This is a genomic window from Stenotrophomonas sp. Nf1 (assembly GCF_003028475.1).
In the GTDB taxonomy this organism is placed as follows: Bacteria; Pseudomonadota; Gammaproteobacteria; order Xanthomonadales; family Xanthomonadaceae; genus Stenotrophomonas.
In genome coordinates, this window is the sequence record NZ_PYTV01000012.1 from 22,415 (window position 1) to 35,729 (window position 13,315).

Here is a 13,315-nt window from a genome sequence, read left to right on the forward strand (position 1 = left end):
GGTTTACTGTCGCAATTGACGTGGTGCTGGGCAGGAGCACGCGAGGCGGATGCGTTCGAACCCTGGTTCAGCACCTGCATTACGCTCCAACGTTCAGGCAATCGCGACGCGCGCTGGTGGCGCTGCTGCGCTGAGGCGTTGCCCTGTAGAGCGCCAACCAAGGTTGGCGGCTACCGGGGATGCCGTTGCTTGGTTGGCATGCGGGCCTGCCGTTGCTCTGGTAGATGCCAACCTTGGATGGCATGGATCCAGAAGCGCCAACAAAAAAGGCCCCGGATCGCGCCGGGGCCTTTCTCGTTTCAGCTCATCTCCGGATCAGCGATCCGGGCGGTGCGCGGCGTCGGCGTCGCGCTGGCGTTCCATGAACTCCTTGGAGGGTTCATCGAGCTTGTCGCCCAGCATGCGCCGCACGACCACGAAGAACACCGGAATCATCAGCAGGCCGAGCAGGGTGGCGAACAGCATGCCACCGATCACGCCGGTGCCGATGGCGTGACGGGAGTTGGCGCCGGCACCGCTGGAGATCGCCATCGGGATGACGCCCATGATGAACGCGAACGAGGTCATCAGGATCGGGCGGAAGCGCAGGCGCGCCGCCTCGATGGTGGCATCGCGCAGGTTCTTGCCTGCTGCGCGTTGCTCCACCGCGAACTCCACGATCAGGATCGCATTCTTCGCCGCCAGGCCGATCACGGTGATCAGACCGATCTTGAAGAACAGATCGTTGGGCAGGCCACGCAGCATCGACAGACCCAGCGCACCGAGCACGCCCAGCGGCACCACCAGCAGCACCGCCACCGGAATCGACCAGCTTTCATACAGCGCGGCCAGGCACAGGAACACCACCACGATGGACAGCACCAGCAGCAGGGTCGCGGCGTTGCCGGCCAGGATTTCCTGGTAGGACATGCCGGACCAGTCGTAGCCGAAGCCGGCCGGCAGGTCGTCGTTGACGATGCTCTCCATCGTCTGCATCGCTTCACCCGAGCTGGTGCCCGGGGCCTGCGAGCCGACGATGTTGATCGCCGAGTAGCCGTTGTAGCGGCTCAACGACGGCGGTGCCGACACCCACTCGGACTTGACCACCGTGTTGAGCGGGATCATCGCGTTGGTGCCATCGGCATTGGTGGTCAGGCTGGACGGGCTGTAGAAGCTCTTCAGCGATTCCTGGCCGGTGCGGTACGGGCCATCGGCCTGCATGGTCACGCGCTTGATGCGGCCTTCGTAGAAGAAATCGTTGACGTACACCGGGGCCAGCATCAGCTGGATGGTGCTGTACACGTCCGACACCGACATGCCCATCGACTGCGCCTGCACGCGATCGACGTGCAGCTGCAGCTGCGGCGCGTTCTCCAGGCCGTTGGGGCGCACGCCGACCAGCGCTTCAGGCTTCTGTGCGGCCTTGCCGAGCAGGATGTTGCGTGCCTGGGTGAGCTGCTCGTAGCCGGCGCCGCTGCGGTCCTGCAGCCACATATCGAAGCCGCCGAACTGGCCCAGGCCCTGCACGGTCGGCAGGTTGACCACGAAGATCTGCGCTTCCTTGATGCCGTAGAACGCGCCGTTCATGTTCTGGATGAACTCCGGCGCGGTGAACTTGCGTTCCTCCCACGGCTTCAGGCGGATGAAGCCCATGCCCACGTTCTCGCCGGAACCGACGAAGCTGAAGCCGGCCACCTGCAGCATGCCTTCATAGCCATCCTGCTTTTCCAGCACGCCACGCATCTGCGCGAACACTTCGTTGGTCTGGCCCTTGGTCGAACCCGGCGGCAGCTGCACGATCGCCAGCGCATAGCCCTGGTCTTCTTCGGGCAGGAAGCTGCCCGGCATGCGGGTGAACAGGAAGCCGCACAGCGCGGTCAGCACCACGAACAGGATCATCCAGCGCGGGGCGTGGCGCACCGCCGAGGTGATATGCCCCACGTAGGTGTGGCTGATCTTGTCGTAGTACTTGTTGAAGGTGCGGTAGACGATGTTCGGGTTGTCGTTGTGCGTCGGCTTCAGGAAGGTCGCGCACAGCGCCGGGGTGAAGCCCAGCGCCAGGAACGCCGAGAACGCCATCGAGATGGCGATGGTCAGCGCGAACTGCTTGTAGATCTCACCGGCCGCACCGCCCTGCAGTGCCGACGGAATGAACACCGCGGCCAGCACGACGGTGATCGCCACCACCGCGCCGGTGATCTGGGTCATCGCCTTTTGCGTGGCCGGCTTCGGCGCCAGCCCTTCTTCGGTCATGATGCGCTCGACGTTCTCGATCACCACGATCGCGTCATCGACCACGATGCCGATTGCCAGCACCATCGCGAACAGGGTCAGCTGGTTGATCGTGAAGCCGATCATCCACATGCCCAGGAAGGTACCGAGCAGGGCCACCGGAATGACCAGGGTCGGGATCAGCGTGGCGCGGAAGTTCTGCAGGAAGATCAGCATCACCAGGAACACCAGCAACACTGCTTCGAACAGGGTCTTGACCACTTCCTGGATCGAGATCTTGACGAAGGTGGTGCTGTCGTACGGCGAGAACCAGGTCACGCCGGACGGGAAGCTGGGCTGCAGTTCGTCCATCTTGGCGCGCACCGCATCGGCCACGTTCAGGGCGTTGGCGCCCGGCAGCAGCTGGATGGCGAAGGCACCGGTGGGCTTGCCGTTGTACTGGGTATCAAAGCCGTAGTTGTTGGCACCGAAGGCCACCCGGGCGATGTCCTTGAGCAGCACGCGCGAGCCATCAGCGTTGGCGCGCAGGATGATGTTCTCGAACTCCTGCGGCGAGCTGAAGCGGCCTTCGGCCGAGACCGTGGCGGTGAAGTGCTGGCCCTCAGGCGACGGGTCCGAACCCAGCGCACCGGCGGCGAACTGCACGTTCTGCGCGCGCACCGCGGCCAGCACCTGGCTGGCCGACAGGCCGTAGCCCTGCATCTTTTCCGGGTTCAGCCAGATGTTCATGGCGTACTCGGAACCGAACTGCTGGGTGCTGCCGACGCCGGGGATACGCGAGACCTGGTCGAGCACGCGCGAGCCGACGATGTCGTTCAGGGCGTCACGATTGATCGTCGGCGTATCGGACTGCAGCGCGATCACCATCAGGAAGCCAGCGTTGGCCTTGGCCACCACCACACCCTGCTGGGTCACTTCCGAAGGCAGTCGTGGCGTGGCCAGCGAGACCTTGTTCTGCACCTGCACCTGGGCGATGTCCGGATCGGTGCCGGTCTCGAAGGTCAGGGTGATCGAGGCACGGCCGTTGGAGGCGGACGAGGAACTGAAGTACAGCAGGTGATCGATACCGGTCAGCTGCTGCTCGATCACCTGGGTGACCGATTTTTCAGTGGTGTCGGCACTGGCGCCCGGGTAGGTGGCCGAGACGGTCACCTGTGGCGGGGCGATGTTGGGGTAGGACTCCACACCCAGGTTGAGGATCGCGATCACGCCGCTGAGCGAGATCAGGATCGCAACCACCCAGGCGAAGACTGGATGCTCGATGAAAAATTTAGGCATGACGGAAGGTTCCCGTTACTGCTTGTTCGATTCGGTGGCGGCCGGCTTGGCCGCATCGGCCTGCTCGGGCTTGGCCGCGTCGGCCGGTGCCTTGCCTGCAGCCGGAGCCGCGGCCGCCGGTGCAGCGCCGCCTGCGGCAGGCTTGCCGTTGGCGTCCTGTCCCGGGGTCCACGGCTTGGCCACGGCCGGTGCGCCTTCCTTGACCTTCTGCACGCCGGCCACGATGACCTTGTCACCGGCGGCCAGGCCGTCGCTGACCAGCCAGTTGCCGTTCTGCGCGCCGTCGGTCTTGACGTTCTTGCGAATGACCTTGCCGTCGGCGCCGACCACCATCACGTAGCCGCCGGTGGTGTCGCGCAGCAGCGCCTGCTGCGGCACCAGGTAGGCGTTGTTGCGCTCGCCCAGGTTGGCCTGGAAGCTGACGAAGGCACCTGGCAGCAGGATCTGCTGCGGGTTGGGCAGCAGTGCGCGCAGCGACACCGCACCGGTGGCCGGATCGACCGTGGTCGAGGAGAAGTCCAGCGTGCCCGGCTCGCTGTAGGTGCTGCCATCGGCCAGCTTGACGTTGACCGTCGCCTTGCCGTCGCCGGACAGTGCCAGCGCACCCTTGGCCTGCTGTGCGCGCAGCTGGGTCAGTTCGTCCACGCTCAGCGAGAAGTTCACGTACAGCGGATCGAGCTGGTCGACGGTGGTCAGCAGGGTCACATCGCCCTGGCCGACCAGCGCACCTTCGGTGACCTGCTGCTTGTTGGCCACGCCACTGATCGGCGCGGTCACTTCGGTGTAGCCCAGGTTGATGCGCGAGGAGGTGACGGTGGCTTCGGCCTGCTTGACCGCGGCCAGCGCGGTGCGCTCGGCCGATTCGGCGTTGTCCAGGTCGGACTTGGAGACGAACTGCTGCGGCGCCAGCGAACGGGCACGGTCGGCGGCCACCTTGGCATTGGCGTAGGTGGCGCGGGCCGAGGCCAGCTGGGCTTCGGAGGCATTGAGCGAGGCGCGCAGCGGGGCCGGGTCGATCAGGAACAGGGCCTGGCCCTGCTTGACCTGCGAGCCTTCCTGGTAGACGCGCTTGAGCAGAACGCCCGGCACGCGTGCGCGCACATCGGCGCTGCGGAACGGCGACAGGCGGCCGACCAGCTCACGCTGCAGCGGCAGGGTCTGCGGCTTGGCGTCGATCACGCCCACCTCCGGCGGCGGGGGCGTCTGCTGTTCCGGCTTCTTGCAGGCAGCCAGCGCGACAGCAACGGCGCACGTCAAGGCAAGGGTGCGGAGTGGGGCGGTCATCAGGAGGAACTCCGGGGTTGGTTTGTAGGCGGGGCCGGCGACGGCTGTGGCGCGAACGCGCGCAGGAAGCTGTCGACGGAGAACTCTGCCCAGCGCCGACGCAGCTGCGCGTCATCACGATGGGCGGTATGGAAGCGCTGTTTGTCGAAATCCTGACCGGCGATCATGCTCAGCAGCAGTTCGGCCATGTAGTGCGGGTCGTCATGGCGAAGCCGGCCTTGCATGCAAACGGTTTCAATCCATTCAGCAAGATGAAGCGTCAGTGCGCCGGCGCCATGCCGGTACAGCGTACGCGCCTCTTCAGGAAACTGCGCGGCGTCGGCGGCGATCAGCCGACAGGCCTGGCCCACGTGCGGTTGGTTGAAATGCTCCAGGAAGTCGGTGGCGAACTGGAGCAGGCTGGCACGCAGGTTGTCAGTGCGGAGTGCACGCACCATGGCGCCGGTGGCGTGGCCGACATGGCGCTGCATGACCCGGCGCAGCAGTTCCTGCTTGCTGCCATAGCGCGAGTACAGGGTCTGCTTGGAGCAGCCGGCGTGCTGGGCCACCGCGTCCATGCTCATCTGCATGCCCTGCTGGGCCAGCAGTTCGCGCACGGCAGCGAACACACGCTCATCGCGCGCGTCCAGGGCAGCGGGGGGGCAGGGCGGGTTCACGCGGTGGACTATACCGTCCAGTTCAGCATTGTGGAATCGAATGGGTGTGGCCGCGTGTGTCTTCCGGTAACACGCTTTGCCGATCCTGTCGGCAGTGCTGCGGAGGGCCCCGGGACCATACCGGTGCGAACTGAATAGGCGTCTAAACCGCAGCAAACCCGAATCTGCTTATTCCGTCCTGCAGCAAGGCCTTTTCGTGCGGTAGGGCTACAATTTCATTTTCCCAACTGAGCAAGCGCATCGCTCTGCCATGAAACCGCAAAAAACCGCAGCCAAGACCGTGAAAAACAAGACCAAACCAGCAGAGTCGGAGGTCGCAGTGACCGCTGGTTTCTCCCTGGAGCCGGTGTACACGGCCTTGCGCAAGCGCTACCCCGCGGCCGCACAGGCCGAAGCAGTGGCCTTCGCCACTGGCTTCTACAAGCGCATGGAGTCGGACGAGTTCCCGCACCACAGCGCTGAAGAGTGGGCCGCTCTCGCGGCTGAGACGCTGGAATTCGCCCGTGCCCGCAAGGCCGGCAAGGCCAACGTCCGCGTGTTCAATCCGACCGCCAAGGCCAATGGTTGGGAATCGCCGCACACCGTGCTGCAGATCGTCAACGACGACATGCCGTTCCTGGTCGACACCGTGACCATGTCGCTGGCCGAGCAGGGCGTGGGCGTCCACGTGCTGGGTCATCCGGTGCTGCACTTCAGCCGCGACAAGGCCGGCAAGCTGCTCAAGGTCGGCGAGGGTGATGCCGAGTCGGTGATGCTGCTGGAAATCGACCGCCAGCCGGCCGAAGCCATGGCCGCCATCGAGCAGGCGATCAACAAGGCGCTGGATGAAGTGCGTGCGATCGTGCGCGACTGGCAGCCGATGAAGGACAAGGCACTGGCGCTGGCCGACGACCTGGGCAGCCGCCAGCTGCCGGTCGACGATGCCTCGCGCAAGGAAGCACAGGAGTTCCTGCGCTGGGCCGCCGACAACCACTTCACCTTCTTCGGCTACCGCGAATACCGCGTCGAGAAGCAGGGCAAGGAAGAAGTGCTGGCGCCGCTGAACGACACCGGCCTGGGCCTGATGCGCGGCAAGGACAAGTCCGCCGCCCGTCCGGTCAAGACCCTGGCCGCGCAGGGCCTGAACGCCACGTCCGGGCTGAAGGACGCGCTGATCCTGACCAAGACCAATGCCCGTTCGCGCGTGCACCGCGCCGGCTACATGGACTACATCGGCGTGCTGGAATTCGACGCCAAGGGCAAGATCATCGGCGAGCAGCGCTTCCTTGGTCTGTTCACCTCCAGCGCCTACAACCGCCGCCCGTGGGAAATCCCGCTGGTGCGCCAGCGCCACGAACACGTGATGAAGCAGTCCGGCCTGGCCCCGGCCAGCCACAGTGGCAAGGCGCTGCGCCACATCCTGGAAACCCTGCCGCGCGAAGAGCTGTTCCAGTCCAGCGAGGACGAACTGCTGCGCACCGCGATGGGCGTGCTGGGCCTGCAGGAGCGCGTGCGCAGCCGCCTGTTCCTGCGCCGCGACAAGTACAGCCGTTTCATTTCGGCGCTGGTCTACCTGCCGCGCGAACGCTTCAACACCGATGTGCGCCTGCGCATCGAAGCGATGCTGAAGGACGCGCTGCACGGCGAGTACGTGGACAGCTCGGTGGTGCTGGGCGAATCGCCGCTGGCCCAGGTGCACCTGATCGTGCGCCCGAAGCCGGGCGAAATGCTCGACGTCGATACCGCCGAACTGGAACAGAAGCTGGCCCAGGTGCTGCGCAACTGGCAGGACGACCTGCGTGAAGCGCTGGTGTCGCGCCATGGCGAAACCGAAGGCCTGCGCATCGCTGCCCGCATCGGCAAGGCGCTGCCCGCCGGCTACATCGAAGACAACAGCACCGCCGTTGCCGCCAACGATGTCAGCCAGCTCGACGCCCTGACCGGCCCGGACGACCTGCGCCTGAGCTTGCAGGCGGTGCCGCGCGAAAGCGGTGATGGCCTGCGCCTGAAGCTGTACCGCCAGCTGGATGACATCCCGCTGTCGGACGCGCTGCCGATGATGGAAAACATGGGCCTACGCGTGATCGCCGAGCGTCCGTACCGCCTGTCGGTCGACAACGCGCCGGTGTACGTGCAGGACTTCGAAGTCGAATCGACCGCCGGTGCGATCGATGCCGCCAGCGTCGATGAAGCCTTCGGCGAGACCTTCGCCCGCGTCTGGCACGGCGATGCCGAGAACGATGGCTTCAACCGCCTGGTGCTGGCCGCCGGCCTGCACTGGCGCCAGGTCGCCATGCTGCGCGGCTACTGCAAGTACCTGCTGCAGACCGGCGTGCCGTTCTCGCAGGCCTACGTGGAGGGCACCTTCGCCCGTTACCCGCTGCTGGCCCGCCTGCTGGTGGAACTGTTCGAAGCGCGCTTCGATCCGGCCACCGGCCACGAGAGCAAGGACGACATCGCCGCGGGCCAGGCCCAGCTGAAGGCGCACCTCGATGTGCTGGCCGCCGGCGACGAGGCCACCCTGAAGGTGCTCAAGACCGTGGTCGACGCCCGCAAGGGTGACCGCGATGCACAGATGCAGGCCGCGCGCGATGCGCTGCTGAAGCTGATGGACCGCGTGTCGAGCCTGGACGAGGACCGCATCCTGCGTTCGTTCATGGGCGTGATCGACGCGACCCTGCGCACCAGCTACTACCAGACCGATGCCAACGGCCAGCACGGCCATGTCATCAGCTTCAAGTTCGATTCGGCGCTGGTGCCGGACCTGCCCAAGCCGCGCCCGTACCGCGAAATCTTCGTGTACGGCCCGCGCGTGGAAGGTACCCACCTGCGTTTCGGCGCCGTGGCCCGTGGTGGCCTGCGCTGGTCGGATCGTCGCGAAGACTTCCGTACCGAGGTGCTGGGCCTGGTCAAGGCGCAGATGGTGAAGAACACCGTGATCGTGCCGGTCGGCGCCAAGGGGGGCTTCTTCGCCAAGATGCCGCCAGTGAACGGTGATCGCGATGCGATCTTCGCCAACGGCGTGGCCTGCTACAAGCTGTTCATCCAGGGCCTGCTGGACATCACCGACAACATCGTCAACAACAAGATCGTGCCGCCGGTGGATGTCGTGCGCCACGACATGGACGATCCGTACCTGGTGGTGGCCGCTGACAAGGGCACCGCGACCTTCTCCGACATCGCCAACGGCCTGGCCATCGCGCACGGCTTCTGGATGGGCGATGCCTTCGCCTCCGGCGGTTCGGTGGGTTACGACCACAAGGGCATGGGCATCACCGCACGCGGTGCGTGGGAGTCGGTCAAGCGCCACTTCCGTGCGCTGGGCCGTGACAGCCAGACCCAGGACTTCACCGCGGTCGGCGTCGGCGACATGTCCGGCGACGTGTTCGGCAACGGCATGCTGCTGTCGCGCCATATCCGTCTGGTGGCCGCGTTCGATCACCGCCACATCTTCCTGGACCCGAACCCGGATGCGGCGACCTCGTTCGTCGAGCGTGAGCGCATGTTCACCGTGCCGCGTTCGAGCTGGGCCGACTACGATGCCAAGCTGATCAGCAAGGGCGGCGGCATCTTCCCGCGCAGCCTGAAGTCGATCGAGATCACCCCGCAGGTGCGTGAAGCGCTGGGCCTGGACGACAGCGTCAAGGCGCTGTCGCCGAACGATCTGATGAGCGCGATCCTGAAGGCACCGGTCGACCTGCTGTGGAACGGCGGCATCGGTACCTACGTCAAGGCCGCCAGCGAGCAGCACAGCGATGTCGGCGACCGCGCCAACAATGCGCTGCGCGTGAACGGTGGCGAGCTGCGCTGCAAGGTGGTGGGCGAGGGCGGCAACCTGGGCATGACCCAGCTGGGCCGTATCGAAGCCGCGCAGGCCGGCGTGCTGCTCAACACCGACTTCATCGACAACTCGGCCGGTGTGGATACCTCCGACCATGAAGTCAACATCAAGATCCTGCTCAACGATGTGGTGCGGGCCAAGAAGCTGACCGTTGAACAGCGCAACAAGCTGCTGGCGTCGATGACCGACGAAGTGGCCGAGCTGGTGCTCAACGACAACTACCGCCAGAACCAGGCCCTGAGCCTGATGGAGCGGATGGCGGTCAAGCGCCTGGGTTCCAAGCAGCACTTCATCCGCACCCTGGAACAGCAGGGCCTGCTCGATCGCCAGATCGAGTTCCTGCCGTCCGATGCCGAGCTGTCCCAGCGCAAGGCGCGTGGCCAGGGCCTGACCCGTCCGGAACTGTCGGTGCTGCTGTCCTACTCCAAGCTGGTGGCGTTCGCCCAGCTGCTGGATTCGGACATTCCGGAAGATCCGTACCTGTCCAAGGAACTGCAGCGCTACTTCCCGACCCCGCTGCAGAAGAAGTATGCCGACGCGATGGAGCGTCACCGCCTGAAGCGCGAAATCATCGCCACGGCCGTGACCAACCAGACCATCAACCGCATGGGCGCCACCTTCCTGATGCGCATGCAGGAAGACACCGGCCGTTCCATCGCCGAGGTCGCCAAGGCCTACACCATCAGCCGCGAAACGCTGGATGCACGCGCGCTGTGGGCGCAGATCGATGCGCTCGACGGCAAGGTGCCGGAGTCGGTGCAGATCGACGCACTGGAAGTGATCTGGAAGCTGCAGCGTTCGTTCGTGCGCTGGCTGCTGTCGCGCCCGGGCGCGATGCCGGGCATCACCGAAGCGGTCAACCGCTACCAGGGCCCGTTCAACGACATCCGTGTCGCCTCGGGCGTGCTGCCGGATTCGCAGCGTCCGACCTACGAAGCCCTGGTGGCCGAGTGGAAGGAAAAGGGCCTGCCGTCCGCGCTGGCGCAGCAGCTGGCCGAACTGCACTTCCTGGAGCCGGCGTTCGACATCATCGAACTGGCCCGCACCCGCAAGCTGAAGCCGGTGGACGTGTCCAAGGTCCACTTCCGCCTGGGCGATGCCCTGCAGCTGCCGTGGCTGTTCGAGCAGGTCGACGCGCTGGAGGTCAACGGTCGTTGGCACGCGGTGGCACGTGGCGTGCTGCGTGACGAACTGGCGGCCAACCACCGCAACCTGGCCGGCCAGGTGCTGGGCACCAAGGGCAGCAGCGCGGAGGCCAAGGTGGCAGCCTGGATGGGCCGTGACGACAACAGCCTGCGCTTCACCCTGGCAATGCTGGCCGAACTGGCCGAGCAGAAGACCCTGGACTACCCGACCGTCTCGGTCGCGGTGCAGCGCCTGGGCCAGCTGGCGGCGCATGGTGCGTAAGCGCATTCGCGCTGACGCCCCACGGTTTGCTCTGCAAACCGTGGGCCCCATGCCAACCATGCTCCCAGACCCCCGCGCCGTTGGCGCGCCCCCCTGACTCAGGGGGGCTCCTGATCTGCAGCAGTTGGAGGAACGGCCCCGCGAAAGCGGGGCCGTTCTTTCTGCATTGCACGACCGGGTATGCTCTTGCTGGCACACCCACCCGGATCCACCGATGAGCGACTCCCCCCGCATCGCTTTCCTGGCCAGCAGCACCGAACCGGCGCAGATGGCGCGCGCGGCGATGGTCTCGCGCTATGGCGACTTCGCGCCCGAGCAGGCCGACGTGCTGTGCCCGCTGGGCGGTGATGGCTTCATGCTGCAGACGCTGCACCGGCACGGGCACCTGGGCAAGCCGGTGTTCGGCATGAAGCTGGGCACCGTCGGCTTCCTGATGAACCAGTACCGCGGCGACGATGACGTGCATGCCCGCATCGCCCGCGCCGAGCCGGCCCATCTGCGCCCACTGGAAATGGTGGCACTGACCGAATCGGGCACCAGCACCGGTTCGCTGGCATATAACGATGTCTCGCTGTTGCGCCAGACCCGGCAGGCGGCACACATCGGCATCGACCTCAACGGCCAGGAGCGGGTGGCCGAGCTGATCGGTGACGGCGTGCTGGTGGCCACCCCGGCCGGCAGTACCGCCTACAACTATTCCGCGCATGGGCCGGTGCTGCCGCTGGGCTCGCATACCATTGCGCTGACGCCGCTGGCCCCGTACCGGCCACGGCGCTGGCGCGGCGCGATCCTCAAGGCCGATACCGAGGTGCGCTTCCGCGTGCTCGATCCGTACAAGCGCCCGGTCAGCGTCACCGCCGATTCGCACGAGACCCGTGATGTGGTGGAGGTGACCATCCGCGAGTCGAAGGACCGCCGGGTGACCCTGCTGTTCGACCCGGAGCACAATCTGGAAGACCGGATCCTGAGCGAACAGTTCGTTTTTTGAGGACAATAGGCCGCCGGCCCCGCCGACCGCTTGAAGGACCCCACCGATGGGCGACAACTCCCCCCGTTTGCTGACCGTCGCGGTGACCTCGCGCGCGCTGTTTGATCTGGAAGAAAGCCACGCGCTGTTCGAGAGCGATGGCGTGGCGGCCTATGCCGAATTCCAGCGCCAGCATGAGGACGATATCCTCGGCCCGGGCGTGGCCTTTCCGGTGGTGCGCAAGCTGCTGGCGCTGAACCAGGGCGCCAGCCCGGAGAACCCGCGGGTCGAGGTGATCCTGTTGTCGCGCAACTCGGCCGATACCGGCCTGCGCATTTTCAATTCGATCCAGCACTATGGCCTGGGCATCATCCGCGCGACGTTCACCGCCGGCGAGCCGACCTGGCCGTATGTGAAGCCGTTCGGTACCGACCTGTTCCTGTCGGCCAACCCGGAATCGGTGCGCAGCGCGCTGCGCCACGGCATCGCCGCAGCGACGATCCTGCCCAAGCCGCCGGGTGAGACCGCGGCGGCGGCAGCCGACCAGATCGACATCGGCCGCCCGGCCGGCCAGCTGCGCATCGCCTTCGACGGCGACGCGGTGATTTTCGGCGATGAAAGCGAGCGCATTTCGCGCGAGCAGGGCGTGGAAGCGTTTGGTCGCCACGAGCGCGAGCGCGCCCGTGAGCCACTCAGCGGCGGTCCGTTCCGTGGTTTCCTGTCGGCCCTGCATACGCTGCAGGAAGTGTTCCCGGCCGGCGAAAGTGCACCGATCCGTACCGCGCTGGTCACCGCGCGTTCGGCGCCGGCGCACGAGCGGGTGATCCGCACCCTGCGTGAGTGGGGCGTGCGCCTGGATGAGGCGCTGTTCCTCGGTGGCCGCCACAAGGGGCCGTTCCTGCAGGCCTTCGGTGCCGACATCTTCTTCGACGATTCGCAGCACAACATCGACAGCGCGCGCGAACACGTGGCCGCCGGTCACGTCCCGCACGGTGTCGCCAACGAGGGCTGACGTCATGATGGGTGGGTGCCAACCGTTGGTTGGCACGTCATCGCCCCGGTAGGTGCCAACCTTGGTTGGCACGGTGGTGCGTCACTGCCCACCAAGGTGGGCCGCTACCGGTCAATGCGTGACCGACATCCCCAGCTGCAGATCCACCACTTTCCAGCGCAGGCCCTGCGGTTCCAGCACGACCTTCAAGGGCGGCTGGCCGGGACCGCGATCGACGTCGATCACGAAGCGGTCCAGCGCTTCGAAATGGTGTTCGGCGTTCTTCAATGGCCGCGCTGGCTCGGTCGGGCCGAAGGCGTCGCCGCCCTGCAGCTCATTGCGGCCGCGTTTCCACAGCACGTGACCTTGCAGCATTGCGCCGATCCCGGCCGGGGTGACCATGGTGTCCACGGCGGCACCACCCAGCTGGTCGCCCAGGCCGTAGAGGAGGGCGCCGAATGGGCTGGCCGCCACATCCGGACCGGCCTGGCGTACCAGATAGTCGTTGAGCTGGGCGCGCAGGCTGCTGCGAACGCGCGGGAAGTCCACGTAGCGCTCCAGGCGCGCGGTGTCACGCTGCTCGATGGCCTTGGACAGGCCGTTGACGGCCATGTAGGGGCCGCCAAACCACCAGGCTGCCAGCGCCAGGACCAGCAGGATTGCGAGGGCAGTGAGCTTTTTCATGCCCCCAGACTGCCGCA

General features: G+C 66.1%; 7 protein-coding genes. 3 read left to right on the plus strand and 4 right to left on the minus strand.

The annotated features are described in order from the left end of the window. Nucleotides 1-315: 315 nt before the first annotated feature. The 3 genes from C9412_RS18465 to C9412_RS18475 are packed head-to-tail and all read right to left on the minus strand — an operon-like array spanning nt 316 to nt 5,429. Nucleotides 316-3,489, minus strand: coding sequence for a multidrug efflux RND transporter permease subunit (locus C9412_RS18465; protein ID WP_107232943.1), 3,174 nt, complete (start codon nt 3,487-3,489; stop codon nt 316-318). A 15-nt stretch (nt 3,490-3,504) separates the two neighbouring features. After that, entirely contained in the window at nt 3,505-4,773 is a 1,269-nt protein-coding gene (locus tag C9412_RS18470; protein WP_107232944.1) for an efflux RND transporter periplasmic adaptor subunit, read from the minus strand. Continuing rightward, nucleotides 4,773-5,429, minus strand: coding sequence for a TetR/AcrR family transcriptional regulator (locus C9412_RS18475; RefSeq protein ID WP_107232945.1), 657 nt, complete (start codon nt 5,427-5,429; stop codon nt 4,773-4,775). The genes C9412_RS18470 and C9412_RS18475 overlap by 1 nt, the downstream gene beginning before the upstream one ends. Before the next feature lie 250 nt (nt 5,430-5,679). On the opposite strand from C9412_RS18475, the gene C9412_RS18480 reads away from it, so the two are divergent. The 3 genes from C9412_RS18480 to C9412_RS18490 all read left to right on the plus strand — a co-directional run bounded on the left by C9412_RS18480 (nt 5,680) and on the right by C9412_RS18490 (nt 12,635). Further along, nucleotides 5,680-10,656: an NAD-glutamate dehydrogenase domain-containing protein gene (locus tag C9412_RS18480; RefSeq protein ID WP_107232946.1), complete on the plus strand. Its 4,977-nt coding sequence runs from the start codon at nt 5,680-5,682 to the stop codon at nt 10,654-10,656. Between the two features lie 214 nt (nt 10,657-10,870). After that, the gene (locus C9412_RS18485; protein WP_107232947.1) at nt 10,871-11,644 is read left to right on the plus strand and encodes an NAD kinase; all 774 of its coding nucleotides are present in this window, start codon (nt 10,871-10,873) and stop codon (nt 11,642-11,644) included. 46 nt (nt 11,645-11,690) lie between these two features. Beyond that, nucleotides 11,691-12,635 carry a 5'-nucleotidase gene (locus tag C9412_RS18490; protein WP_019660382.1) on the plus strand — a complete coding sequence of 315 codons (945 nt, stop codon included), beginning with the start codon at nt 11,691-11,693 and terminating at the stop codon, nt 12,633-12,635. 111 nt (nt 12,636-12,746) lie between these two features. Here the strand turns inward: C9412_RS18490 and C9412_RS18495 are convergent, their stop codons facing one another. Next, on the minus strand, nt 12,747-13,298 hold the full coding sequence (locus C9412_RS18495) for a DUF2939 domain-containing protein (RefSeq protein WP_107232948.1): 552 nt from the start codon (nt 13,296-13,298) through the stop codon (nt 12,747-12,749). Between the last annotated feature and the right edge of the window lie 17 nt (nt 13,299-13,315).

Excerpts from the sequence above, each read along its gene's own strand:
- C9412_RS18470 (WP_107232944.1), bottom strand. The coding sequence starts at position 4,773 with ATGACCGCCCCACTCCGCACCCTTGCCTTGACGTGCGCCGTTGCTGTC.
- C9412_RS18465 (WP_107232943.1), bottom strand. The coding sequence starts at position 3,489 with ATGCCTAAATTTTTCATCGAGCATCCAGTCTTCGCCTGGGTGGTTGCG.
- C9412_RS18495 (WP_107232948.1), bottom strand. The coding sequence starts at position 13,298 with ATGAAAAAGCTCACTGCCCTCGCAATCCTGCTGGTCCTGGCGCTGGCA.
- C9412_RS18490 (WP_019660382.1), top strand. The coding sequence starts at position 11,691 with ATGGGCGACAACTCCCCCCGTTTGCTGACCGTCGCGGTGACCTCGCGC.
- C9412_RS18485 (WP_107232947.1), top strand. The coding sequence starts at position 10,871 with ATGAGCGACTCCCCCCGCATCGCTTTCCTGGCCAGCAGCACCGAACCG.
- C9412_RS18480 (WP_107232946.1), top strand. The coding sequence starts at position 5,680 with ATGAAACCGCAAAAAACCGCAGCCAAGACCGTGAAAAACAAGACCAAA.